The sequence below is a fragment of the Bradyrhizobium sp. Ec3.3 genome (assembly GCF_000472925.1).
Classification (GTDB): Bacteria; Pseudomonadota; Alphaproteobacteria; order Rhizobiales; family Xanthobacteraceae; genus Bradyrhizobium.
In genome coordinates this window covers 1-24,590 of record NZ_AXAS01000088.1, presented here as the reverse complement: position 1 = coordinate 24,590, position 24,590 = coordinate 1, and the positions used below count along the sequence as shown (strand labels likewise).

The 24,590-nt window shown below is 59.3% G+C and carries 22 protein-coding genes; 8 read left to right on the top strand and 14 right to left on the bottom strand.

All coding sequences use genetic code 11. From position 1 onward, the window contains the following. From YUU_RS61975 to YUU_RS0142210, 7 genes are all read right to left on the bottom strand, one after another. On the bottom strand, positions 1-592 hold a 592-nt coding region (locus tag YUU_RS61975), incomplete at its 3' end, for a transposase (RefSeq protein ID WP_156944847.1). A 379-nt stretch (positions 593-971) separates the two neighbouring features. Further along, positions 972-1,529 carry a hypothetical protein gene (locus tag YUU_RS0142240; protein WP_156944846.1) on the bottom strand — a complete coding sequence of 186 codons (558 nt, stop codon included), beginning with the start codon at positions 1,527-1,529 and terminating at the stop codon, positions 972-974. A gap of 26 nt (positions 1,530-1,555) precedes the next feature. Then, positions 1,556-1,861, bottom strand: a complete 306-nt coding sequence (locus tag YUU_RS0142235; RefSeq protein ID WP_035664857.1) for a hypothetical protein — start codon at positions 1,859-1,861, stop codon at positions 1,556-1,558. 1,036 nt (positions 1,862-2,897) lie between these two features. Next, positions 2,898-3,839: a helix-turn-helix domain-containing protein gene (locus YUU_RS0142230; RefSeq protein ID WP_027527606.1), complete on the bottom strand. Its 942-nt coding sequence runs from the start codon at positions 3,837-3,839 to the stop codon at positions 2,898-2,900. A 523-nt stretch (positions 3,840-4,362) separates the two neighbouring features. After that, positions 4,363-5,349 carry a helix-turn-helix domain-containing protein gene (locus YUU_RS57700; RefSeq protein WP_084801879.1) on the bottom strand — a complete coding sequence of 329 codons (987 nt, stop codon included), beginning with the start codon at positions 5,347-5,349 and terminating at the stop codon, positions 4,363-4,365. Positions 5,350-5,953: 604 nt separating this feature from the next. After that, positions 5,954-6,439, bottom strand: a complete 486-nt coding sequence (locus YUU_RS0142215) for a hypothetical protein (RefSeq protein WP_027527604.1) — start codon at positions 6,437-6,439, stop codon at positions 5,954-5,956. A gap of 55 nt (positions 6,440-6,494) precedes the next feature. Further along, complete coding sequence (locus tag YUU_RS0142210) at positions 6,495-8,177, bottom strand: SulP family inorganic anion transporter (RefSeq protein ID WP_027527603.1); 1,683 nt, start codon at positions 8,175-8,177, stop codon at positions 6,495-6,497. A gap of 537 nt (positions 8,178-8,714) precedes the next feature. Between YUU_RS0142210 and YUU_RS53895 the strand changes: the two genes are divergently transcribed. Genes YUU_RS53895 through YUU_RS60675 form a run of 3 tightly spaced genes read left to right on the top strand, consistent with a single transcriptional unit; the run spans position 8,715 to position 10,235 of the window. Further along, the gene (locus YUU_RS53895; protein ID WP_051390211.1) at positions 8,715-9,083 is read left to right on the top strand and encodes a DUF3302 domain-containing protein; all 369 of its coding nucleotides are present in this window, start codon (positions 8,715-8,717) and stop codon (positions 9,081-9,083) included. Next, entirely contained in the window at positions 9,080-9,934 is an 855-nt protein-coding gene (locus tag YUU_RS53890) for an HlyD family secretion protein (RefSeq protein WP_198031943.1), read from the top strand. The genes YUU_RS53895 and YUU_RS53890 overlap by 4 nt, the downstream gene beginning before the upstream one ends. After that, positions 9,864-10,235: a hypothetical protein gene (locus YUU_RS60675; protein WP_198031942.1), complete on the top strand. Its 372-nt coding sequence runs from the start codon at positions 9,864-9,866 to the stop codon at positions 10,233-10,235. Before YUU_RS53890 ends, YUU_RS60675 begins: the two co-directional genes overlap by 71 nt. 704 nt (positions 10,236-10,939) lie before the next feature. Here the strand turns inward: YUU_RS60675 and YUU_RS53885 are convergent. From YUU_RS53885 to YUU_RS53880, 5 genes are all read right to left on the bottom strand, one after another. Continuing rightward, positions 10,940-12,217 (bottom strand): NAD-dependent epimerase/dehydratase family protein, encoded by a 1,278-nt coding sequence (locus YUU_RS53885; RefSeq protein ID WP_245288285.1) that lies wholly within the window; start codon positions 12,215-12,217, stop codon positions 10,940-10,942. 98 nt (positions 12,218-12,315) lie between these two features. Then, positions 12,316-13,572, bottom strand: a complete 1,257-nt coding sequence (locus tag YUU_RS0142190) for a bifunctional 2-polyprenyl-6-hydroxyphenol methylase/3-demethylubiquinol 3-O-methyltransferase UbiG (RefSeq protein ID WP_051390210.1) — start codon at positions 13,570-13,572, stop codon at positions 12,316-12,318. Positions 13,573-13,837: 265 nt separating this feature from the next. Further along, positions 13,838-15,382 carry an arylsulfatase gene (locus YUU_RS0142185; protein ID WP_027527601.1) on the bottom strand — a complete coding sequence of 515 codons (1,545 nt, stop codon included), beginning with the start codon at positions 15,380-15,382 and terminating at the stop codon, positions 13,838-13,840. A 56-nt stretch (positions 15,383-15,438) separates the two neighbouring features. Further along, entirely contained in the window at positions 15,439-15,891 is a 453-nt protein-coding gene (locus YUU_RS0142180; protein ID WP_027527600.1) for a YidH family protein, read from the bottom strand. A gap of 39 nt (positions 15,892-15,930) precedes the next feature. Then, positions 15,931-16,416, bottom strand: coding sequence for a hypothetical protein (locus YUU_RS53880; protein WP_027527599.1), 486 nt, complete (start codon positions 16,414-16,416; stop codon positions 15,931-15,933). 625 nt (positions 16,417-17,041) lie between these two features. Here YUU_RS53880 and YUU_RS0142170 point away from each other — a divergent pair. The 5 genes from YUU_RS0142170 to YUU_RS53865 all read left to right on the top strand — a co-directional run bounded on the left by YUU_RS0142170 (position 17,042) and on the right by YUU_RS53865 (position 22,842). After that, positions 17,042-18,433 carry a cytochrome ubiquinol oxidase subunit I gene (locus YUU_RS0142170; RefSeq protein ID WP_027527598.1) on the top strand — a complete coding sequence of 464 codons (1,392 nt, stop codon included), beginning with the start codon at positions 17,042-17,044 and terminating at the stop codon, positions 18,431-18,433. A gap of 20 nt (positions 18,434-18,453) precedes the next feature. After that, the gene (gene cydB / locus YUU_RS53875; RefSeq protein WP_051390209.1) at positions 18,454-19,479 is read left to right on the top strand and encodes a cytochrome d ubiquinol oxidase subunit II; all 1,026 of its coding nucleotides are present in this window, start codon (positions 18,454-18,456) and stop codon (positions 19,477-19,479) included. A 79-nt stretch (positions 19,480-19,558) separates the two neighbouring features. After that, a complete protein-coding gene (locus tag YUU_RS53870; RefSeq protein ID WP_051390208.1) occupies positions 19,559-21,340 on the top strand; it encodes a PQQ-binding-like beta-propeller repeat protein in 1,782 nt (593 codons plus the stop codon). A gap of 156 nt (positions 21,341-21,496) precedes the next feature. Then, complete coding sequence (locus YUU_RS61970) at positions 21,497-21,895, top strand: chloride channel protein (RefSeq protein ID WP_245288284.1); 399 nt, start codon at positions 21,497-21,499, stop codon at positions 21,893-21,895. Between the two features lie 23 nt (positions 21,896-21,918). Continuing rightward, positions 21,919-22,842, top strand: a complete 924-nt coding sequence (locus YUU_RS53865; RefSeq protein WP_245288283.1) for a chloride channel protein — start codon at positions 21,919-21,921, stop codon at positions 22,840-22,842. 46 nt (positions 22,843-22,888) lie between these two features. On the opposite strand, the gene YUU_RS0142150 is transcribed toward YUU_RS53865, so the two are convergent. Further along, entirely contained in the window at positions 22,889-23,932 is a 1,044-nt protein-coding gene (locus YUU_RS0142150) for a cupin domain-containing protein (protein WP_027527597.1), read from the bottom strand. A 223-nt stretch (positions 23,933-24,155) separates the two neighbouring features. Next, positions 24,156-24,590 (bottom strand): SUMF1/EgtB/PvdO family nonheme iron enzyme (locus YUU_RS57695; protein WP_156944845.1); only part of this gene is annotated, 435 nt, incomplete at its 5' end.

The following is a 24,590-nucleotide window of genomic DNA, read 5'->3' as shown; positions in this document are numbered from 1 at the left end:
GTTGCTCGGCTTTGCGCAATTTCAGCCGAAACCTACGAATGCCAAAGCGGGTGAGGATCGCCTTGATTTGGTTTCCGATCCGCGTCTGCTCNGTGACGAGGCTGTCTCGCTCACGGTTCGGCCGTTTGGCATCCTCCTCTTCGATCGTTGGGATCGCGACCATGCTGCAGTGACGCTTCTCTCCNCGCAGCCATCCAAGTAAGGCGCGCAGCAGCAGTTCCGTATCGAGGCGATCTGTCTTTGCGCGTCGATGTTCGCGTGGCACCGCAATGCTATTAGGGTGGATCACNTNAGCCTCAACACTGCGNATGCGCAGCNAGCGGGCCAGCCAAAANCCATCGCGTCCGGCCTCATAGGCGACAACGACGCGCCTTATCGGATGCCCGGCCTGGTCAGCCTCCTTGCGCCAACGATGCAAGAGCTTCAACAGCGACTCCGCATCCGCATCGAGCNTTTTGAGCGGCTGGCGTTTGATGCCAGGAACAACCGCGGCTNCCAACCACTTCGATTGAGCCATCTCGATTACGGCGATGATCGTGCTATCCTGCTCGAGGGCGGTGAGGGANCTGCTCGCCTCAAAAGGTTGCGACATGTGGCGCTCCTTTGGTGTCTTTGGACAGAGCGCCGAGCGTGCCACAAACCCTCGCCGTCCGCCCCGCCCCATAGCATCTTGATCCAATGCTTTGATCGCCCCGCCTGGTAAGGTCGGTCGCGATGCTTCGAGACAAGGCCCTCCAGCCCCATGCCGTAGGCGGCGCGGAACAACTTGCCAGCAACGGCAGCGATAATGCGTGCGAGCGTAGAAATTCAAGGATCGTCATTGGCGCGCCACCGTATGAGCCGAAAAATGAACCCTTTCGGCAGATCTGACACAAAGCCAAATCGACAACCCGGTGAAACCGCCTTGCTCGAACTCGCCAAGCTCAAATGCCAAGGGAGATGAACCCGGCGCGTTACTGTCCAACCAGCGGCTACTTTCCTGCTGCACGTGTCAGGATGGCCGTCATCAATTGGGTCGTCGTCTGGCTGGAGACAACAGCTTGCCTCTTGAGCTCCCGATAGACGTCGGGAGGGAGAGGAACATTGGCAATGATCAGCGTTCCTGCCAGCATCATGTTCGCCGCGATCTGCCGTTCCAGAACATCGTCGAACTGGCGCATGCGGCTCCATTTCTCGGCGGCGCCGAGTCCGGGCTTGCGGGAGACGACACGACAATAGGCAGCGACCAGGACGTTCTGCGCATCGCTCCATGAGATATTGGGGTCAGCGATTTGCAGTTTATTGATTGACTCATTGATCTCGTTGGCGAGGTCAACCCGGTTCTCGGTCGCGAACAAGCCGCCGCCTGAAGCGTCGCCGCTGAGATCGGGAACCGACCCCGAGCCGATTTCGGGACATTCGAGAGTATCGGCGCCGTAGCTTTGCCCAGTCGAGCAACAGAGGAGCATGAAAAGCACGAGTAAACATCCGATGCGCCGGAACTTCGATAAAGCTGCAGTAAGCAAATGGGGCTTTGCGATTGCTTCCACGGTCGACTCCTATTTGCTGGACGGTGTCAGGCCGCGCGGCCGGCCATTGCCCGCGGTCCGGGTGTGTCGTCGACGCAGCCACAGGCAATCGCGGTCATCACCAGCGCCGGGCCGGCCAGGAACAGATTGATGCCAACGAGCAGGCCGAGCGCCGAGGCCACACTACCCGGCCAGCCGCCTATGATGATCACGGCGAACATCCCATCGGCGACGCCGCTCGCCAGCGTCCACGGCCACGCCTGCGGGAACAACGCCCGATGCACGATCGCTTGCGCCGGCACGCCTGCGCTCGCCCGGTCCCTGTTCGCCTCGGTAATCCAACCATGAGCCATTTCAGTGCTGCCCGCGACCGGCCTGCTCGGTTACACTTTCCCGAATGCAGCGGAGCGCTCCAGCCGATTGGGTTCAGCGTCTTTCAGTTTATCGTCGGTGGCCCACATGACTATACGAATTCGGCCGATAGCAACTTCCTGAGTGATGCGCCGGCTAAATCGGCCGAGCCTTGGTCGCCGCCAGAAATCGCATCTGCTGAACCCGACGTCCGGTTCTGTGCTCCGGCTGTGTGACCCTTCGATAATCTCGGCTTCAGAGACAGAGCCGACTAGATTTGCTCACCGCAAGTATTGCGGCTCGTGACCCCATTTGAGACATGGAAGCTCTTAGATTTCTGCCGTGAAACTTAACCTCTGAGACCCATTCCGCCGGCCACAAATTCCTGCTGTAATCTTGTAGGGCGACGTTCGCCGCTGCCATTAGCCTTTGGGGGAGGGCCCCGCGACGGAGGTGATAAGACCGCGTCGCGTTTCACGAAGGGGAGTGAGCTATGTCTAAGTCAACAACGGCAATTGTCGCGCTGGCTGCAATTACAGTTTCGTCTTTCGCACCAATCCAATCGGCAGACGCGCGTCGTCATAGCGCGTATTGCGGGTATTATGGATACCTACCGCCGTACCCTTTGGGTGGCAACCATAGTCCTCGTGTCAATTTTGTTCCCGTCGTAGCTTACTGTACCGCTCACCCTTACGTCGTCTGGAAACACTGCAACGTTGATCGTTGCTGGTAAATCCTACAACGATGGAGCTCTACCGCTCGGTGATCTAGGCGCGCGACAAGAATGTTTTTGGTCCTTTCATAAATTGTACCAGATCAGTGCAGATGAGGACCTGACGCCTCCGCGACCTGCAATTCAAGATACGCATCCGCAACAAACGGCAGCGCGAGAAATACGCTACCGACAAGAGGAAGAAGCGCGCCACGATTGATGGAGGTCGAGCTTCATGCTGACAAACTAATGCCGCATCTCGTCCGGCAAGGAGAAGTTGGTCGAAACGCTCTAGACGCGCTATGCAGTTCCGGCGGATCGTACTTTTACCGATCGCTTTCCAGCGTAACGGAAGGTGACTCACCAAAGGTGGTGCGATACGTCACCGCAAAGCGACCGAGCTCCAGAAATTGGTGATTTCGGGCGACCTCCGCGACGGTAACGATCGAGGGATCGGCACGCTGGAGCGCAGCACGAACTTTGTTCAATCGTCGCAACGTGACGTAACGTGTGGGGCTTACGCCGAGAAATTCGGCGCAGCACAGCCGCAGCGTTCGCTCGGGTACACCGATCTCTGTACAGAGCCTAGGCATGTTGAGCTTTTGATCAATACGTTTGCTTAGTGCTTCTTCGAAACGCACCATGACAGCGGCATGATGGTGTCTCGCCCTGGCATGGTCGTCCGCCTCGTTGACGGCCAGGCAATGGATGATGGCGTGAAGCAATTCCTGCTCCAGTGCTCTAGCAATCTCGGGGCGATGGATCAATTTTCTTTTGGCTTCCGTAACGTGGCAGGCCTGCCTCAAAAGGCCGCGCAATCTCGATGATTCCTCGCGCGCAGGGCGGAGCATTCTGCTTGAGTGCGGCAAGGGGATTTCACGTCCGGTCAATGCCTTGGCGCAGCTCGCAAGTTCCCCGACCGATAACGATATCAACCCCCATTGGCAGGCACCGTTGGATTGTTGATGCATGCGTTGCTCACGACCGTGCAAAACGAAGTCGCGGTGCTGCAAAGCAATTCCCTTGCAATTGAGAGATGCCGTACCAACTGCAAAAGACAGAAACACCCGTTCGGGGGGCAGGACGATGTAGGCGATACGCGGCAGGTCCTCCCAGCACCAATAAAGTTCAAGTGTTTTCAAGCTCAGACGTATCAGTCGTGCCTTGAAATCTCCGGCACCTGTTATCGTGAGGTTGACACGTATGTCGCCAAATGCGGCTGCGTAAGCATCCGGATCACTGAAAGTGAGTGTGCCGCCTTCTGTCATTTTGCGATGCCCCGTCGAACCGGCGGAACAGCTCCTGCCAGCACTTGAAGCTTCTGGACCTCACCGAAGATGGCAGGATCAAGTGATTAGTCGCTGTCGACTATGCGATTTCGGAACATTGCAGGTAAATTATCAGGTCCGATGCCTATGCGTGTCCGGCAGACGGGGAGGACGATCTCGTCGTGCTGCGATCAATTGAAAAACCGCGGGAGGCGATCTTTCAACACAGCAGACGACCGGCATTTAGGGCCGAATACCCATTTTGTAACAGCAGGAACGATAGGCGCCCATGCCAGCAGCATTCCTCATGGCAGTAGCACCGGAACTCATATCACCGGCGGCGGTTGCCGCTTGGTTCGACTTGGCCGCTTGTACCGATAGCGAAGTTGAAGGAGCGCAACGACTAACGCGCCAGCAGCAACAGGACGATTGTGGTCGCAACCGCGAAAGTCGCAATCCAGAAAATGATCGGCCGGGTGGTACTCATGCGAATGACGCGGACGTTGGAGATCATGATAGCAAGTCAATTCTCGAGCAATCCCGCGGGGGAAAGACCATGCTCACCCCGAGTGGGCTGCCGCAATGTCTCCGATGGAGACTCTCCAAACAGCGCGCGGTACGCAACTGAGAAGCGCCCGAGCTCCCAAAAGCCATGGTCGGTGACTATCCGGGTGACGGTTGCCTTGGACCGATCCGAATGCAGGAGCGCCCGCCGCACCAGGTGCATTCGACGCAATGTGAGATAGCGGATCGGCCCCATGCCGAGATGCTCTTCGCAGCAGGAGCGAATTGTTCGCTCTGCGACGCCGATGGCGGCGCAAATTTCGCATAGATAGATTGGCCGGTCGGGATTTGCCTCCAGGAATTCTACGAACCGGCTTACCAGGGTGTCGTGACGGCGGCCGACTACGGTTTGCTCTAGGGAGTGGCCTTCGGCGAGGCATCTTACTAGGGCGTGAGTAAGCCCAGTCTCTAGCGCTCGGGTCACTTCTGGATGCTCCAGAATGTCCGGCACGTCATGAGCTAGTTGCCCGATGATCTTGTGCAAGTTCAGCAGTCGGCACATCAATGTAGAAGGTGGGCGGGTAATGCAGTTGTAAGATGTTGCCGGCAACTCACGACCGACGATCGCCTCGGCGGCAGCGGCTAGAACATCAGATGGGAGCGACACCGCGCCATAGTGAAAGTCCGCGTCAGATCGTTGATGTACGACGTCAGATCTGTTCATTACGATGTCGCCGGGCTGAACTTCCAGGCCGCAGTTGGTAAACGATGATGAATTGCATTCGGTGAGAAAGCCAATTGAGGTGCGGCCAGGCTTGACTGCAACGGTATTGATCTCAGGCAGCGAAATGTGGATCCGATGGATCCAAATAGCATTCATGGCGACTTGCGCGATGCCAGCATGGAATTTCCCCTTCGCTGAGGGAAACAGCTCGACATCGGCGGTAGGAAAAGCCGCCCGACAAGCTGACGGATCGTGAAGACTGAAAACTCTACTGGATGCCATTCTGTTCTCCTCCCGAAAACAGAAAGCAATGACTGGGGCTCGTTCCAAAAAGAAACGACGACCGTCAGGAGGACCTTGCTTCGCAAAAGCCCAATGCGATTTTGGCGACCTTCATTTCGCGGCATATCCTAGCTGCGCCGTAACGTCTGATCAACGTCGGCTTGTTTGACTTAAATCAATGTACGGATTGTGACACGGCAAATGGCTGCGGAGCCCACGTGTTGCGCGTCCGTCTGCGTAACGCGCAACAAGCTCGGCATGCGCGTGATGAACTCAGGAGCGCAGTTGGTTTCAGCGTCGCAGATGGAATCGAAAATAGGCTGAAACAGGCAGGGGCGATCAGCGATGCCGAATTTGCAAGACTGCGCGCTCGGCTTGTGCAGTAGTTCTGCTCGCTGAAACCTTGCTGTGTTACGCATTCAGGCTGTGCGGCATGCGAAGCCGAAGCTGATAAGGGAGATGGGGATGATGGCACATCAATGTGCCGTCGGTAGACATGCGCGTGCGCTGAAAAGACATTCCGGTGCGAGGCCAAAAGCTCAGTGTTGACAGCGAGTCTGGGATCCGAACTCACCACTATCGTCAGCTCTGAGGGCTAGCTCGCTCAGTCGGACGGCGGCTGTTCAATCCAATGGCGCGCGATCCTCTTGATGGGGCCCCTTAGAACAACGTAAGGAGCGAAAGCGAGAAAAATTGTGATCACCGCGGCCTCGGCTGGATGGAACGTATCGAAAAAAAACCACTGATATGCGACGTCCATCACAACGCCGAGGATCAGGATCCTGGCGGTCGATACGATGCCTTCCCAAAGCAGACTGGCTCGCTCCCGGGAGTCGCGAATGATCGTGGCGGCATAGGGTAATCGCCCGAGGCGCGCGTCGCCGATGCCGTCGCGCAGGGCCACGATGGCGGCCATCGTTGGCTGCAGCATGAACCGGAAGGTCATCGGGCCTCCCGGCCGCGCGGTGATGTTTCGCCAGAGGCGAGCCAGCTCTTCAGCAGAGATCCCGTACCAGGCGATGCCTGCGACGACGAGCCCGAACAGCAACGTGACGGCTACTCGCGCCAACTGCGATGGCCAATCGGTCATTTCCCACTCGGAGCGGCTCGGCGCAACTAAATCAGTTCCAGCAAAGCCATTAGTCCTAAGGCGCTCCGCCTTTCGCACTTGGACCAAGCTGGCGGACAGCATCCTCAACGGATTTGAATATGCATCCAGGTTCGAGGATTGCGAGCAAGCCCGTCTGCTCCGCTTCGACCGTGGCTCGTTCGTCAGCCAAGCGGGCGATCGCGACGTCGATAGAGTCGGATTTGAGCCGAGCAATAGTCTGCTGCAGAATTTGCGAGCCGGTATAGTCGATGGCGATCATGCCGCTGGCCTCGATCACCAAGAGCCTTGGCGGTGCCGGCGACCGTGCAAGCGCGGCCGTGATCTGGTCGCTGATGTATTGCGCGTTGGTGAAAGTGAGCGGTGCCCCAGCCGCGAAAACGACGACGCCAGGTTCGTGCTCGCTCTGCTCGCCCCGCCCGGGCGGCCACCAAACCGTGCTCCCTGGAACCCGCGATAGTTCCGCGCAATAGGGTCGGGCAACCGCGTAAAGGCTGCTGACGAAGGACAGCGCAATAGCGAGCAGCATGCCGGTTTCGATCGGCAGCGCTACGACCAGCGCGGCGCTCGCGGCGACCACCAGAATTTCCCACCCGCCCTGGCGGTAGATCCGGATCATCTCGCCGAGGCGGAAAATCTTTAGCGCGATATAGACAAGAATACCGGAGAGCGCGGCATGAGGTAGAAAGGCCGTCAGCTTTGCCGCTAAGACGACGAGCGCGATCATAAGCGCGACAGCCGTTATCGAGGTGATTTGCGAACGTCCGCCGGATTCGACGACAATGGCCGTGCTCGGCGGACTCGCATCGACGGCGAACGATCCGATCAGCCCGGTCATGATGCTACCGGCGCCGACGCCGGCAAAATCTCGGCTGACATCGTCCGGCCTGCCTTTTTCGGATGGAAAGGTGCTTGCCACTGCCGAGGTCTGCATAATGCAAACCATGGCGACCACGAGTGCGAGCGGTACAAGATGGCCGATTTCGTTGCTGTCAGGCATAGGTGGAAGTGCTAGGTGCGGAAGCGCGACCGACAATGGCCCCAAGACGCTGACACCTCGGCTCTGGAGGTTGAACAGCGCCACTGCGACCCCGGCGCCGAGCAAGCCGAAAAACGCGCCTGGAATTTTGGAACTGATGCTCGCGGCGCCGAGAGTCACGATCAGGACACCGGCCCCCAGCGCGAGCGCATAGGGATTAGTGTCGCCCAGATGGCCCAGGATGTGAATCAAGCGCGAGAGAATATGGCCCCCTGGCGGGGGGATACCGAGTAACGTCGGCAACTCTCCTATGATTATGTGGATGGAAATGCCCGCCAGGAAACCTGTCGTCACCGGGGTGGACAATAGCGTCGCGAGCCAGCCAGCCCGGAACAGGCCGATCGCGAGCAATATGGCGCCGACCATCAGGGCGAGTAGCGGCGCCAATTCGAAATAGCGTTCAGTGCCGGGGGCAGTCAGGGATGCCAACCCACCGGCAAAAATTGGAGCAATGGTAGAATCGGCGGCGACCGACATGAAGCGGTTCGCCCCAAAGGCGGCAAAAGCAAGCGATCCGGCGGCAAAAGCGTAAAGACCAGTCTCGGGCGGCATTCCCGCCAGCCGCGCGGTCGCTAACTGTCCCGGAATGGCGATGGCAGCCAACATAAGGCCCGCGATCAGGTCGCGCGGCAGCCACGCGATCCGATAGCCTTGCAGAGACACGAAGAACCATGCGGGCATGGACCTGGTCCTGCTGGTAATCGACGTCTTTTTCGACCGGCGTTGGGCCTATAGTTTGCCTGCTGGCGGATCCCGTTGCTATGTGATTCCGGCAGGCGAGAGCCCCGACCAGGTGTCGCGATCAACAAAGTTGCCTCCTCGTACCGATTGCGACCCCGGGAGATTGCGCTGCTCCAACATGTCAGAGCCAAACGGACTCGCGGCGCGTCGCCTTGGAGTTCCGCTGTTGGACCCGCAGCCGATATGGATCGGAGCGACACGGATAGAATCCTGCGCCGTGAATTTATTAATGCAGCACCACCCGCGAAACGCGTTTAGGTCCGCCGAAAGTGCATAGCGCATCCGGGACCGTCCGCCTAAACCCACGAATGGCGTTCTGCCTGACCCCGGGTCACCGGCCTCTTCGCTCTACATCCGCGCCAACTGGGCGGACGAGCCGGTGCTCGATAGGCAGTGGTAGCCGCCCGTCGTTGCGCGTCTGCAGTGACGCAGCTTTAGCGCGCGTGATGATCGGGCGGAAACCGTCGGAGGGTCGTCATGGAAGCGTTGCTGGGGTTTCACATCGGCTTCTGGGACTACATTACTTTTCTAGCGATCTTGCTCATTCTCATCGCTCTTCGTGCCGCCATCATCATCATTCTGGGCCTTCCGGGCCGCATCGCCATCGCCCACTATCACCCGCAAGCAGATGCAGTCACTACATTGGGTTGGCTCGGCTTCTTGGGGGTCGTGCCCTGGGTCTATGCGCTGATCTGGGCCCTTAAGCCCACCGACGTGATCGACATCCGCTACATGCCCGAGGAAGAACGACGTGCGACGGACGCAATGATCGCACGGCTGGCCGGGAAGGAGCCATCCCCACCTCCGCCACCCGGGGAGCCCCCTGACAGGAGCGCAACGCCATGACCGCGGCAATTCTCGTTCTCATTGCCGAAGCTACGGTGTTTTGGCTGGTCTTCTTCAGGCTCAAGCTACTACGGCTCAGCCCCACCTGGGTCGTCATCTTCATCTTCATCATGGCTCCCGTCTTTGTGGTGTTCCTCATCGGTTTGCGATTCGTTACGCCCATTTCTGCGAATGCCACGATCATTCAGCACACCATCCAGCTCATTCCGAGGTTGCCTGATCCGACTCCCGTCACGGCTGTGCTGGTCGAAGAAAATACCATGGTGAAAAAGGATCAGCCGCTATTCCAGTTCGACCGCCGTCCATACGAATACCAGGTCCGGCAGACCGAAGCGCAGCTCGCCGCGGCCAAGCAAAACGTCAAGGTGTTGCGGAACAACGTAGAAATCTCGACCAAAAATGCGCTCAAAGCGAAACTCGAGCACGATTTCATCGCTTATCAGAAGGGCCTATTCGACAAACTTGCACAGGAGGGTGCGGCACGCGAGGAGGACGTCATACAGTGGCAGACGCGCGCGGCCACCGCGGAAGCAACCATGGACGAGATGGCGGGCGAGCTCGAGCGCGCCCGGCTCCAGTATCAATCCGAAATTGATGGCGTCAACACGTCAGTCGCCAATTTGGAGGCGCAACTCCAGCAAGCGCTGTACTACTTGGACAACACGACGCTTACCGCTCCGGAGGATGGCCGCATCGTAAACCTGCAGGTTCGCTCTGGCATGGTATCCGGCACCCGGCGCCGGAGGAATCGCGGCCCTGATTGCAGAAGCCGACCGTTATTTGCTGGCGACCTTCTACCAGGAGAATCTGAAATACGTGCAGCCAGGTCAATCCGTCGAGGTCGCGCTTGACCTCTATCCTGGTCAGATATTCGCCGGAAAAGTCCACAGCATCTGGCGCGCCAACGGCGTGGGACAATATTTGCCGAGCGACGAGATTCCTAAATTCGGGCCATCGCCTGCAAATGCCCCGCAAGGGCAGTACGCTGTAAAGATCCTGTTGGACGATTCCGACCAGTCCAAGTTTCCCATCGGGGCGCAAGGCAGCGCAGCGATCTACACAAGCGGTGAACATGGCGCGTGGGCCGCGCTGCGTAAGATCTCGATCCGCGCGCACTCCTGGTTCAACTGGCTCTATCCGATCAACTTCTGATCAGTTCCGGAGGCTCCAGCCGCGCATTCTTTTTGCTGCGATTGCTCACAGCCGGTTATGGCCCGTCACGACAACCTAGCAGGTCTCGCTGACGTCTCCTTTCGGAGGCAGAGGAGCTGGCCTAAATGCTCACCGCAATTATCACGCCTCGTGACCCAAGTCGGAAGTTAAACCCATTCCAACCGCTGCCCGATATGCTTTGATGCAGGCGGTTTGCACTATCAATGTGGCGCATTCTTTGAGCGGCGAGTCGCCAGTGCCGACGAGGTGGACGGAATGAAGCCAGCTCCGAGCGACCCATCACTCTCCGATCTTCTGGGTCGGCATCGCGTTGTGTTTAGCGGCGATCGCGATCTACATTTGGTCCGACGACCTTTCGTGGCGGCCGACCTCAAGCTCCAGACAAAGCGGAATCAACTGAGACTACGACGGGCTGCTCCCACTTGTTTTCTAGCTTCTGCTCGAAAAATTGGGCAGGGCGCCCTAGTTGGCTTTGGCGCGTTGTCGAGGGGTAGCGAAGCCGCGTTCAGTGCCCGCGCCTTTGAGTGGTGAAGCAGGCGGCAGGTTACCGCCTGCCGCCCGAAGCATTACCACTCAGCTGTCGCCGGCTGCTCCTGATAGGGATGACCAGAGCAATGTCTACGACGGCGAGCAGTTCATCGTTGATGCCGTCGAGTGATACGGCAGTGAAATCTCCTCAGTCCCTAGCTGGTACGAGCCTCTTTTGCGTTTTGAGTTTCCTCGCTTGTACGATTGAGCATCGCTATGAGTTCTTCTTCGAGCGACCGCGGCGAAATTCCGAGTTGGCCAAATCCAGGCCGGCTCTCCGAGGCCGTCGTGTCGATCTGCATAAGCTCAACCTGATTGCGCGTGAGCGGCGGGTGCGGCAGGAACTCGGCGAAGCCGGCGACGGCGTCCCAGAGAGCAAAGGGTATTCGCACTAGTACCGGCCGCAATCCTGCGGTTCGCGCAATGGTCCGCAACAATTCCTCGTATGAGTAAACGCGCGGACCGGCCAGTTCGTAGATGGGATACGGCCTTTGTGTTTGCCGCAGGACTTGTGCGATCGCCGCGGCGACATCGCCCACGTACACCGGCTGAAGCCTTGTCCTGCCGTCGCCGAATAGCGGATAAGCCGGCAGGGTCCGAAGCAGTCGAAGAAGTGTCGTGAGAAAGGCGTCGTCGGCACCGAACATTACCGCCGGGCGGATAACAACTGCGCCAGGGAATGCGGCTTGCACGGCCGCCTCGCCTTCACCGCGATTGCGAATATAGGGTGAAGGCGAGGCGGCGGCAGCGCCTATTCCTGATAGGTGCACGAACCGTTTGGTCCCGGCCCGTCGCGCCACTCTAGCGATCATTGCGGCCGCTTCGACGTGCACCGAATGAAATGTGTCGCCTCCATGCTCGACGTATAGGCTAATTGCGTTGACGACACCGTCGGCACCCACAACGGCGGCTTCCACGGCGCGCTCGTCATGTGCATCGGCGACGATCTGTTCCACGTTGTCGCCCTCGGCCCGCGCAGGGTGCCGTGAAGCTATGCGTACCGTAGCGCCGGAGTCGCTCAAATAGCGCACGACGCGACGACCAATAAAACCAGTCCCCCCAAACACGGTGACGTGGTTCATTCCCTGGTTCATCCCGCGATCCTGTACGACGTTGTTTATTGACCCGCCGAGCGTCGCGCGCACTGCCTCGGCGGCCTCCGCCGGCGAACGGCCTTGGTTGAGATGATGTGACATCACATCAATCAAGATTTGCACTACTGGTCCGACGGTTTGCCACTCTTTCCTGGCTTGATCGATCAGTGGCTCCGCTTCAGCATAGAGCGTTTGCGCCTGTTCGATGATCGGATGAGCCTTAACGAGAAGATCGATCAGCGCCTTGGTCGCCGGCAATGACTGCTCAATTTGTTCCAGTTGCGTATTGCTGAGACCGGAAACGTGACCGATGACTTCATTGAGCAAGTGTTTCAGCATAGCGCAACCTTGCTGGCAGCGACGCACTAACTCGGGCAACCAACCCAAAGTGAGGCATGGGCGCTGTCAAGTCGATGCCATCTCCCTGGCCGCGGATGTCATCGCGAGCCGCCCGCATCGAACACGATCTGATCGTAATCCCATAGCCGCTCGATGAACCTGCAAGCTCGCTCGGTTCCATCCGATCCCGCCGCGCTCCATAGTATCTCCTCGATGGTGCGCTTGCCGTCGATGGCGGCGAAGATGCGCGCTTCGGCCGAATTGATCGGGAGTGCGAGGTCGGGATAGGCATGCGCCCGATTGATCAGAACGGCGGCGGCGCCGGCGGGTAGCCGCTCACGGATGTATAGCGTCCACGGTAAGCGCAAGGGAACGTAGGCTCGCCAAGCCTCGCCATCGAACGCAACCGGCTGGCTCTCGCCGGCTCGATCGTCGCGATAGGCGATGAAGTTGTGCCAGATCATGGTCCCGCGCAAAAGTTCCACCGCGGCGTGCTGGGACGGCGGCGGCAGCGAGAGGAGACGCGCGGCGTGCGGCATGCCCGCGATCGCCCCGCATTGCGGCAAATAGGGCGCCTGCTCGTACCACCGCCCGAACTTGAGCCCGCATCTCTCGAGCCAGGCGTAGAGCTGCGGTACCGTATAGGCGCGATCAAGTGGGTGCAACAGCGCGTCGGCGAGCGCGTTCGCCCGTCGGAAATCCTTCGCCCGCCTCGCTACTTCAGCGATCGGGTGATCGTCGGAGAGTGCGCCGATCAGGTCGCCGAGGCTTCGCAGCTCCTCGTCCGTAGCGAGGACCCCGAGCAGGCGACAATAGTCCTGCATCATATAGATTCCCGCGCGCCCGTAGGTCGCGTAGACCATCACATGCAGAGCGCCGCCGAGTGCAAGGACGCCGCGCAGCGCGCGAAGGCCGACATCGGGGTCGGACAGGTGGTGAAGCACGCCCGTGCAGACGACCTCGTCGAACGCCTGGCCCAGTTCACCAACGTCTTCGACGGCGAGTCGATGGAGATCGAGGTTTCGAAGGTCGTATTTTCGCTGAAGGTCGCGCGTGTGGCGGAGGCTCGCCTCGCTGATGTCGATGCCTGTTACGTGCGCATCGGGTTCGCGCATCGCGTAGGCTGCGGCCTGCGAGGTCCCACAACCGGCGACCAGAATTTCCCGCCTTGTTCGCTGAGCTTGCGTCGGCCACAGCAGAAAAGAGAGCGCGCGCCGTCGGTTCGGGTTCCGATAGAGCTCGCGATGCTTGTCGAGGCTGCGGAGCGGCGCCGGATACGGATGGCTCTCGTAGAACGCGCGCACTTCCTCGGCGCGATCGGGTGCCGCCGAATTTGTCACATCTTCGAGATCCATAAGAGGCACTCTTTTGTTGCGATGGCTCGGCCCTGCGCGTCAGGCGGGGCGCAGCATACGGCTAAAAAGACGGACAGGCCGAATATGGGAAGTGCCTCCGATCGCAAGAACCGGCGAAATTCATCGGCTTCTCTGATCGTGGTTGTCGCATGCGTTAGCGCAGCATGCCTACCGCTCCACCCCGTTTCTGTGCCCACGCCTTCGGCTGATCTTGGTGAGGTGGGCGGCGAGCCCGAGCTCGCCGCCTGTCGCAAAGATATCGGCGCTAGTGCATACCGGATGCTGCTTCGTGCATCTTCTTCAGCGCCTCATCGAGCGTGAAGGTGTTGGGCGCCTGGATGGGCGGGAAGTCCTTGAAGGTCGCCGCCCACTGCGCCGCGAGCGCCTGTGCGCCGTACAGAATGTAGATGTGGTCGATGAACCATTCGTAGTAGCTGTTGGATGTCTGGTCGGCGCGCTCATATGGGTCGGTGCGAAGATTGAAGAATTTTGGCACCCTGAGCCGGGTGAACGGCTCCGCCCAAACCTGCAGCGTGCCATGGCAGCGCTGCTCCATGAACACGACCTTCCAATTGTCGTAGCGCATGCCCAACACGTCCCCGTCGTCGCTCAGATACATAAAGAACTTGCGCGGACTCTCTTTGGCTTGACCGGTCAGGTAGGGCACGAGATTGTAGCCGTCGATGTGGTTCTTGTAAGTGCGGCCGATCGCCTTATAGCCGGTCTTGAGCTTGTCGACGACGTCGGGATCGCCAGCCATCGCGAGGAAGGTCGGGAACCAGTCGTGGTGCTGCACGATCTCGTTCGAGATCTGGCCCGGGGCGATCTTGCCAGGCCAGCGCGCAACTAGCGGCACGCGGAACGCGCCTTCCCAGTTGGTGTTCTTCTCGCTGCGGAACGGTGTCATGGCGCCGTCCGGCCACGAGTTCATATGCGGGCCGTTGTCGGTCGAATACATGACAAAGGTATTGTCGGCGATCCCGAGCTCATCGAGATAGTCGAGCGCCTGGCCAACATTCTTGTCGTGATCGATCATGGTGTCGTGGTAGGGCGACTGCCAGCGTCCCGCCTGTCCAACGCTCTCGGGCTTGGGGTGGGTCTTGAGATGCATATGAGTGAAGTTGAGCCAGACGAAAAACGGCTTGCCTGCGTCGTTGGCCTTCTTCATGAACTCCTTGGCCGCCGCCACGAATTCATCGTCGCACGTCTCCATCCGCTTCTTGGTAAGCGGACCAGTGTCGGTGACCTTCTGCTTGCCGACCTTGCCCCAACGCGTCTCCTCGGTCGGGTCGTCCCGGTCGGTCGCCCAGGAGTGCATTACCCCGCGCGGCCCGAATCGTTTGCGGAAGTTCGGGAAGTCCGTTTCGCTCGGGTAGTCGGGCAGCTCCGGCTCTTCCTCGGCGTTGAGGTGATAGAGATTGCCGAAGAACTCATCGAAGCCGTGGTTGGTCGGCAGCATGCGGTTCAAGTCGCCGAGATGGTTCTTGCCGAACTGTCCGGTCGCATAGCCCTGGTTCTTGAGGGCCGCGGCGACGGTGACGATGTGCTCCTCCATTCCGATCGGCGCGCCGGGGATGCCAACCTTGGACAGGCCGGTGCGATAGACGCTCTGTCCTGTGATAAAGGACGAGCGCCCCGCCGTGCAGGACTGTTCGCCGTAAGAGTCGGTGAACATCATGCCTTCCTTGGCGATGCGGTCGATGTTGGGCGTCTTGTAGCCCATAACTCCATGCGAATAGCAGCTTAGGTTCGAGATGCCGATATCGTCGCCCCAGATGACAAGGATGTTCGGCTTGCCTGGTTTAGCCATATTCGTCTCCTTTCACTATTCTGGTGTTTTTCAGTCGCGAACTTGAGCTTCTCTGACTACGTGAGACGCAGGAGTACGGCGAAGAAGGCGAATACGCCTACGCAGATGAGAACGATTGCGATCGCCAGGACGGGTGAGTGTTTCCCCTCCTTCCCCTCCCTTGTCATTCCGGCAATCGGCTCGAACATGCCGCTCCACAGATAACGAACCGTGAACTCGTACTGCCAAATAGCGACGACAAGGGCGCCGACGCCGCATGAAATCAGGCCAAGCCCCAGGTACTCCGGCGCGGTCGGCAGGTACGCGGGACGGGCCCCAGGTAGCTGTTGCAAATGATTGAAGTACTGAACGATTGCGAAGCCGAAGCCGATCAAAGCAGTCGCCGTGCGTAGCCACGACATCATCGTTCGTTCAACGCTCAATCGGGTGCGGAGCCAGCCGAAATGGCTGTCAGATGTCACCTTGACGGTGAACCGATCTGCATCGGCAGTGGGGACTGTATCGGCCATGCTCCGACATCCTTCTATCAATGGTTTGTGCGACGCCACTTACCTGGACGGTTGACCACGCAAGATGCGTGCAGTCACACCGCGGATGATCAAATAAGGTACAAACGCCAGCACCAACGCCACGACGAGGGCCTGATCCGGATAGAACGTCTTGAACACGATGGCCTGATAGATCACGTCCATTACGAGCCCAAGAGCGATGATCCTGGCGGTCGCGTTCATTCCCTCCCGCAACCGTCCAATGCGCTGCTGCGGATCACCCAGCACGGTTGCGAAATATGGCGAGCGACCGGATCGAGCGTCCTCAAGACCGTCGCGGATCGCGACGATCGTGGCCATCAGTGGCTGCAGGACAAAACGAAATCGCATCGGTCCGTCCGGCCGCTCGACCAGGTCGTGCCAAAACTGTTCAAGGGCTTTGAATGTGAGGCCATGCCACAACACGCCCGAGACGAATAGCACGACGGCAACCACGATCACCGCTTTGGCCAGCAGCCCCAGTTCCTCGTGATCGGCAGCGGTCATCGCCTGCACTCACACTGCCCTTCCAATCCGTTGGCGACTGCGTGCGGACACCGTCCTACTACGAACCAGTTCCGATGGACTTTGCGAGCTCGCCCAGGACTCTGTCAGAGTCGCATTTGTTGGTCGGGCGGACTATGCGAATTCGGCGCGTCGGCAAACCGCGTCGCGGCTTCCCGTGATCGATTGGGATCCCGCTCTGAAAATGTTGGGAGCTCTGAGTTCAAAGTGGTGTCTCGGTAGCGCCCGACGACAAGTTTGTAGTGAAAGCGACAATTGGTTGAAGGAGTTTTGCGGGTTCCGCCGTCCGGACCGCGGTTTCGAGCCCTGTATAAGCGTCGGAGGCCACTCCACAGAGGCCACCGATTTTGGAAATTAGCCGAACTTGCATAGCGCCGATTGGATGCTTCTTCGATGCTGGGGTGCATCGTGAGGCGAGGGGTGAATCAGGCCTTCGGCTTGGTGAAAAGAGCCGAACTGAGATTGGAGGATAGACGCGACGAAGCTGCGCACGAACGGCAAAAAATTGTGCAGTGGAGTGATGCACCCGGCCTAGCGGTCGAGGATTGTGATTCAAGATCGTACCAGGCCGCCTCGATAGCGTCTCCGTGAGACGAGGAGCCTAGTCATGGAGCTTGATCCGGTTCTGCTGTCGCGGCTGCAGTTCGCGTTTGTCATCAGCTTCCATATCATTTTTCCGGCCTTCACCATTGGGCTCGCCGCTTGGCTCACAACCCTCGAAGGCGTGCGGCTGCTGACTGGCAATCACCTCTACCGGCGCATCTTCGACTTCTGGCTCAAGATATTTGCCTTATCGTTCGGCATGGGCGTGGTGAGCGGCATTGTCATGGCTTTCCAGTTCGGCACGAACTGGAGCGTATTGGCGGAGCGCACCGGATCGATCCAGGGGCCGTTGCTCGGCTACGAGGCCTTCACCGCTTTTCTGCTCGAAGCAACATTTTTTGGCGTCGTGCTCCTCGGCCGAGACAGTGTGCCGGCCTGGTTCTATTTTCTCTCCTGTTGCATGGTCTCCCTCGGGACGATGCTGTCTTCGTTCTGGATACTGGCCAACAACAGTTGGATGCAGGTTCCTCTGGGCCATATCATTGTCGACGGCAGAATTGTGCCGGGCGACTGGTGGGCGATCATTACAGGGCCCATCATGCGGATTCGATGGCCGCACATGCTGCTGGCTGCGTTTCTGACGACCGGTATGTGCGTCGCGGCCACAGGCGCCTGGTACCTTCTACGCGGAAAGGATGTGCAGGAAGCGGGCGCCATGCTGCGCTGGGGGCTCGGGTTCGTTGCAGTCGTAATCCCCGTCCAAATGGTGTTCGGTCATCTGACAGGCATCTACGTTCTCAACTATCAACCGGCCAAGTTCGCCGCGATTGAAGCGCGTTGGAAAACTCAGCAGCCGGCAAGCGAAGTGCTGATCGCCATTCCCGATCCACGCCATGAGCGCAATCTCTTTGCGCTCGAGATACCTAGACTTGGCAGCTTCATCGCCTCCGGCAACTGGGATGCCCGCGAGGGGGGGCTCGATGCGTTCCCACCGGAAGACCGTCCGCCGGTGATCATTCCTTTCTTCGCGTTTCGCGTCATGGTCGGCATGGGCCTGATCATGGTGGCAGTATCCTGGTTCGGAGCCTTTCTCCGCTGGCGCGGCACACTGGAGAGCACGCGTTGGTTCCTCTGGGCGACATTCCTGTCTTTTCCTAGCGGCTTCATCGCCGTGCTGGCGGGGTGGTTTACTGCCGAAGTCGGTCGTCAACCCTGGGTGGTTTACGGCCTTCTGCGTACGAAGGATGCTGTGACGCCGTCTCTAAAGACGGGCGATGTGCTTCTGTCGCTCGCATGCTACGTCGTAGTCTACTCCATCATTTACGCTTTTGGGTTGTACTACATCTATCGCCTCTTGCGCGACGGTCCTGCGCAAGATGTGTCCGATCGGACGAAAATGACTCCGGCTCGGCCGCTGGCCGTTGCGGTGCAAGCCACGAAAGAAGCGCCTCAATGAGTGCTGTGGAGCCCTCAGAATTGGCCCTGTTCTGGGTAGCTGTGATCGGCGTGGCAATTCTTGCCTACGTTATCCTGGATGGCTTCGATCTGGGCGTCGGCATCCTTTTTGGCGCCACAAACGACGCAAGATTGCGAAGCGAAATGATCGCTTCGATTTCTCCATTTTGGGATGGCAACGAGACTTGGCTGATCGTGGTAGGCGCGTCGCTGTTCGCCGCATTCCCGGTGGTCTACGCAGTGTTTTTGGCAGCCTTCTACATCCCTGTGCTGCTGCTTCTGCTGGCATTGATATTCCGGGGCATCGCGTTCGAGTTCCGCGCTCGTGCCGCTCGCGGGCTGTGGGATCGAGGCTTCGTTCTCGGTTCTGTCGTGGCCGCCTTCGTCCAGGGCGCCGCAGTCGGAGCTATGATCCGCGGGATACCTGTCGTGAACGGCCAATATTCCGGAGGCACGTTCGACTGGGTTGCAGCGCTTTCGATCGTTTGTGGGATCGGTCTCGTGCTCGGCTATGCGTTGTTGGGCGCCGGCTGGCTGGTCCTCAAATCCGAGGACGCGCAGCTGCGCGACTGGGCACGCGACCGCATACCGCTGCTGGCCACTGCGGTCGTCGGGATCTTGGTCGTTGCAACTGTCACTGCGTTCGTTGATCGGGCCCGCATGACCGGAAGCCTTTTCATGCACCGCCCATGGGGCTTTGTCTTTCCACTGATCGGTCTTATCGCGATCGTCGGTATTTTTGTTGGAGCGCGTCGACGCCTGGACTCATGGCCGTTCGCGATGACGGTCGTTCTCTTCGTGGCCGCATTTCTCTCGCTAGCGACGATGTTCTGGCCCTACATGATACCTTACAGCGTGACTGTGGCCTCGGCGGCGGCGCCCCAGGCTTCGCTTTCGTTTCTGTTTTGGGGCGCCGGCCTATTCGTGTTGCCGGTGATAGGTCTCTACACGTTTGTCGTTTACTGGATGTTTCGCGGCAGACAGCGTGCAGGCTACGCCGCGACAAGCGGACCGGCATCTGCAGCGAAGGGGGAACGCAAAGTTTAGCAATGCTGGCCGCTGAAATATTTCCTGCCCGGGGTTGCGCCGATGTGAGGTAAGTCGACACAAAGAAGGGGAGACGAAGATGAATCACAGACTCGGACTCGTCAGCATCGCGGTCTTTGCGGTAGTGGCGGGCGGAGGGATCACCTCCTCGCTTGCGGACGTGGCCGGAATCGAGGTGGGCGTCGGCGAGTTGCGCGGCGAAATTCTGTCGCTCTTTGCGCCTGCGGGTTCCGTCGCGACGGAAACGAACGCAAATTACAAGAGCGCTCCGGCGCCCGCGGCTCCTCCGTCGCCTGCCGCCGCGGACTGGCCGAGCTACAACAAAACGCTGACTTCCGAGCGCTTCTCCGACCTCAGCCAGATCAACACGAAGAACGTCGCCAAGCTCAAGGTCTTATGTACCTACGACACCTGGCGATTGACGAGCTTCGAGACGGGCCTGATCATGGTGGAGGGCGCGCTCATCGGTACCACCGAATTCGATATTTTCTCGATCGACCCCTCGACCTGCGCCGAGAACTGGCGCACGCATGAGGAATATCCCGCCTACATTCTGCCGACGAATCGAGGTGCGGCCTACCTCGACGGCAGGTTGTTCCGTGGCACACAGGATGGGCGCGTGCTGGCCTATGAATTCAAAACCGGCAAGCGGCTCTGGGAGGCGACGATCGGGGACTCGAAAAAGGGCGAAGACGTGCCGGCGGCACCGATCGCCTGGGAAGGCCTCGTCTTCGTCGGCAACGCCGGCGGAGACTTCAAGGGCGGCAAAGGTCACATGTACGCGCTCGACGCCAAGACCGGCAAGATTGTGTGGCAATTCTTCCTCGTGCCCAAGACCGAGGGCGATACTGTTCGCGGGCCCGAGGGCACCTCGCCGCTCGACACTTCGACCTGGAAGAACATCCCGGGTGCTCCGATCAGCGGTGGCGGAGCCTGGACTTCTACGACCTTGGACCCGGCTTCTGGGCGCTTGTATGTGCCCGTTGGCAATCCTGCGCCCGACTACGCTAATGGCGTCCGCCAGGGGGACAATCTCTTCACCGGCTCCGTCGTTGTGCTTGACGCCAAGACCGGCGCTTACAAGAACCATTTCCAGCTTGTGCCCAGGGATTGGCACGACTGGGACGTCTCCAACCCGCCGGCTGTGATCAAGACGATGGGCGGCAAGAGGCTCATGGCAGTGGCGCCGAAGGACGGACACCTTTACGGCTTTGATCTTGCCGACAACAAGCTCTTGTACCGGACGCCGGTGACGAGGATCGAGAATGTGGAAGAGCCCTTCGCTGTCGACAAAGACGTCCATTTTTGTCCGGGCGCCGCGGGCGGGGAGGAATGGAACAGCCCGGCCTACGACTCTCTGACCAATCTCATCCTCACCGGCGAGGTCGAGTGGTGTACGACGGTGAGGCTGCAGACCGGGGAAGAAATTGCGGCTGCCCCGCTCGGGCAGCCGTGGACGGGAGAGAAGTCCCTCAATCCGTTCAACGAGTTCGGAAGGTTCTCGCGCTCCGACGGCGTCTGGGCGGGATGGCTTCACGCCACCGACGCCGACACAGGGGTGTGGAAGTGGAGGCTGAAGTCCAATTATCCGATCATGGGCGCCGTGACGCCGACCGCCGGGGGCCTTGTGTTCTTCGGCGACATGGGCGGCAATTTCTATGCGCTTGACGCGGCGACCGGGCAGAAGCTGTGGGGCCAGAAGATCGGCGGCGCGATCGGCGGCGGGGTGATCACATACGCGGTGAACGGCAGCCAAAAAGTCGCGGTGGCGACCGGTTACGTATCTCCCGCCTTTCCTGGCGAAATCAGGAGAGCGAAGATCTCGATCCTGGGCGTCGAAGGCGACGGCAATCGCCAATGACCGACAGTTGTTCGAAGCAGGCCGACAGGCTTCCAACCGCCACATGGCGCGCCGGGGTCGACTGCAGTCTCGCGATTGCGACATTCCGTGCTTGTGCTTTGAGATGTGACCCGTCGTAAATTCTCAACTCTGGCTTCCCCCAATTTGGAATTTAATTTGGCCAATGACGAGAAACTTGCAAGCGATCAAGACGGCGAGCATGGCAGCCTAATCGTGCTCGCCATTTTGGCACTCATTGTTGGTGCGGCTTCAGGTTTCGTGGGCGCGCTCTTCCTGCTCTCGCTTCAGTGGGCGGACAGATTTCGCGATGTCATCATAGTCTGGTCGCATTCGAAAGCTTTCGCAGGATTTTTGGTCGTCAGCATTGTTTGTGCCGCCGTAGCGGCAATAGCGGCTTGGCTTGTAAGCCGCTTTTCGCCCCACGCATCAGGGAGTGGCATCCCCCACGTCGAGGCGGTCCTGGACGGGCAACTGCCGCAAGCACCGTTCCGAATCATACCAGTGAAGTTTGTTGGTGGGCTTCTGGCGATCGGCGCAGGACTGGCGCTAGGCTAGGCCGCGAGGGCCCAACCGTTCAGATGGCGGCGACTATCGGGCATCTGGTCGGCAAGGTATTTCGATGCAACTGGCCCGACTGTCGGGTGCTGCTTGCCGCCGGTGCAGGGGCAGGCCTCGCTACTGCGTTCAACGCGCCGATCGCAGGTGCCATTTTCGTCCTGGAGGAATTGGTGCGCCGATTCGAGCTACGCGTTGCAATTGCGGCGCTAGGTGCGTCGGCGACCGCCATCTCGATCTCCCGTTTGCTTCTTGGTGATGCGGCAGACTTTCATGTTGAGGAGTTGACCTATGCGGGCGCGGCGACACGCCCGCTCTACTTTATCCTGGGAGCGGCCGCTGGCTTTGCAGCGATTGTCTACAATCGCTTGCTGCTCGGAACGATTGCCGCGATTGGTCGACTCAACCGGTGGCTGGGCGGGCTGCGCGCGGCGCTTATTGGAGCAGCGGTCGGAGTGCTGGCTTGGTTCGTGCCCGACCTTGTAGGCGGAGGCGATGCGATTACGCAACGCGTTCTAGCGGGGAGAGAAATCTTTGCCCTACTTCCAATTGTTTTCCTATTCCGACTTGGCCTCGGCGCCATATCATATGCGGCCGGAACGCCCGGGGGGCTGTTTGCACCGATGCTTGTACTGGGGGCACAACTCGGACTGTTCCTTGGACGGCTCTGCCAACTGGTGTTTCCCGATCTGAACATTCAACCCGAAGGATTCGCTGTTGTCGGGATGGCGGCCTTTTTTGTCGGCGTTGTACGCGCGCCGCTAACAGGCATCGTCCTGGTCGTCGAGATGACGGCAAACGTCACAATGCTGTTGCCGATGCTCGGGGCCTGCTTTACGGCCATGTTGATACCAACGCTGATGCGCGATCCGCCAATCTACGATTCATTGCGGGAGCAAACTCTGGAGCGTGAACGGATGCGCCTCGGGCAGCGGGAACACGCTTGACCCACGGGCAAGCTGATATAGGTCAATCGACTTCGAGCGACCTTGCTTAGCTACGCTGCGGTTGCGCGATAAAGTGCGTCTCTTCGGGAAGCGTTTTCGCGACTGTTCGTGGCAGGCCTAAATTGGTAGCCAACACATCGGGCGGATTCGAGGCTAGCCATGCGTTGAGGTCGTGGGCACGATAGTGCCCGTTGTTGAATCCGAGCAGCAAGCGCAGGATTCCGCTACCGGTGTTGCGGATGTAGTGCCCGGCCCCCATCGGCACGTAACCGACGTCACCCGTCTCGAATTGTTCGGTTACCGTGTGAGCCCTCCCCAAATAAACAGCCATCTCAGCCGCACCCTCAAGATAGTATTGCCACTCGTCGGCGTGGGGGTGCCAGTGAAGCTCACGCATGGCTCCCGGCTCGAGCTCCAGCACGGCGGCGGACAATGTGGTCGAGATCGGAAACTCATTCGCGGTAACCGTCCACTGCGTGCCGCCGCCCGGCGCGCGCCGCGGCTGCTGGGCGCCCAATGGATAGCGATGCGTTGTCAAAGGTGCCGGCTTCGCCTGCGGCGCAGCACATGCGATGGTGTCATCAGGAACGGGCCCCGCTGCGAAGTAAGCCTCTCCCTTCGGAAGCTTTGCCACCCACTCCAAACCGAGGCCAAGGCTCTGTGAGATGACTGCAGGCGACGTATGCGCCAACCAGTCGGTGATACTCAGTGTATGCTCCTCGGCAAAGGCGCCGTTGTCGAATATCAGAATGAAATGACACTCGCCTGGCCCGATCCCCAGTATCGAATGACCCCAGCCGCGGGGGAAATACCAAACGTCGCCCGGTCCGAATGTATCGGTCGCCGCTCCGTCGGGGCTCAATACTGTGGTGCGGCAATTGCCAGACACAACGTAACCCAATTCGGCAGCATTCGTGTGCCAATGGAGTTCGCGCAGACAACCGGGTTGTAGGCGCATAGAAGCACCAGCAATGCCCTGGCTAACTGGGAACTGCCGAACAGATGCACACCGTACAAGTCCGCCACAGTCAGTACGCGGCGGTTGCTGTCCCAAGCGGTAGCGGAACGACGGCAGAGTTGGGTCGCTCATTTCTGACCTCCTGGCCGTTACATTGGTAGTCGCTGGAGTTCGCGCAGTTGAAGCGCCTGATTGGCGAGAATGTCATTTCAATGGTCGGAGCGCGAGCCGCCGATATTCTTCTACGTTCCCTTCTGGTCATCGGAGTCGCTGGCAAGCACCGTCGGTGCTTGGTCTCTTTCCGGCCATCGATGTGTACCCGACTGCTCGATTCCCGTAGTTTGGGATACTTAATTTATCTTGCCAATCCTTGCTGCTCGAGACTTTCTCCGTGGCGAACGATGCACCGAAACCCGACATGGCTCATTGACGTGTCGATCGGTTGCGCATGGCGAGCTGCCGGACGATAGCGACGGCAATAGTTCGGTGCGCACAGATGAGAGCCGCCCTTCACAACCTTGCGCGGAANGTTGATTTGTGGCTGACACGGATCGTAGCTTGCAGTCTCGCTTCCCCCGCGGGGATTTTCCGGAATACAGCAGGATTTTAGCGCATCGGCCTGGTGCTGCGGCAAGTACCAGTCGGCGGTCCATTCCCAGACGTTGCCGATCATGTCATGGACCCCGTAGCCGTTNGGTGGAAAGGCGGTTACTGGCGATGTGCGTTCAAAGCCGTCCTCAGCGGAATTCTGCCGGGGAAACTGCCCCTGCCAGGTGTTGGCCATATGCCG

Bases quoted from the DNA above. Each gene is read 5' to 3' on its own strand.
- YUU_RS0142235 (WP_035664857.1), bottom strand. From the start codon at position 1,861: ATGGCTCATGGTTGGATTACCGAGGCGAACAGGGACCGGGCGAGCGCA.
- YUU_RS57700 (WP_084801879.1), bottom strand. From the start codon at position 5,349: ATGGCATCCAGTAGAGTTTTCAGTCTTCACGATCCGTCAGCTTGTCGG.
- YUU_RS53880 (WP_027527599.1), bottom strand. From the start codon at position 16,416: ATGACCGCTGCCGATCACGAGGAACTGGGGCTGCTGGCCAAAGCGGTG.
- YUU_RS53870 (WP_051390208.1), top strand. From the start codon at position 19,559: ATGAATCACAGACTCGGACTCGTCAGCATCGCGGTCTTTGCGGTAGTG.
- YUU_RS0142150 (WP_027527597.1), bottom strand. From the start codon at position 23,932: ATGAGCGACCCAACTCTGCCGTCGTTCCGCTACCGCTTGGGACAGCAA.
- YUU_RS0142210 (WP_027527603.1), bottom strand. From the start codon at position 8,177: ATGCCCGCATGGTTCTTCGTGTCTCTGCAAGGCTATCGGATCGCGTGG.
- YUU_RS0142230 (WP_027527606.1), bottom strand. From the start codon at position 3,839: ATGACAGAAGGCGGCACACTCACTTTCAGTGATCCGGATGCTTACGCA.
- YUU_RS0142170 (WP_027527598.1), top strand. From the start codon at position 17,042: ATGGAGCTTGATCCGGTTCTGCTGTCGCGGCTGCAGTTCGCGTTTGTC.
- YUU_RS0142180 (WP_027527600.1), bottom strand. From the start codon at position 15,891: ATGGCCGATACAGTCCCCACTGCCGATGCAGATCGGTTCACCGTCAAG.
- YUU_RS53895 (WP_051390211.1), top strand. From the start codon at position 8,715: ATGGAAGCGTTGCTGGGGTTTCACATCGGCTTCTGGGACTACATTACT.
- YUU_RS0142185 (WP_027527601.1), bottom strand. From the start codon at position 15,382: ATGGCTAAACCAGGCAAGCCGAACATCCTTGTCATCTGGGGCGACGAT.
- YUU_RS0142215 (WP_027527604.1), bottom strand. From the start codon at position 6,439: ATGACCGATTGGCCATCGCAGTTGGCGCGAGTAGCCGTCACGTTGCTG.
- YUU_RS0142190 (WP_051390210.1), bottom strand. From the start codon at position 13,572: ATGGATCTCGAAGATGTGACAAATTCGGCGGCACCCGATCGCGCCGAG.
- YUU_RS53865 (WP_245288283.1), top strand. From the start codon at position 21,919: ATGGCGGCGACTATCGGGCATCTGGTCGGCAAGGTATTTCGATGCAAC.
- YUU_RS53885 (WP_245288285.1), bottom strand. From the start codon at position 12,217: ATGCTGAAACACTTGCTCAATGAAGTCATCGGTCACGTTTCCGGTCTC.
- YUU_RS53890 (WP_198031943.1), top strand. From the start codon at position 9,080: ATGACCGCGGCAATTCTCGTTCTCATTGCCGAAGCTACGGTGTTTTGG.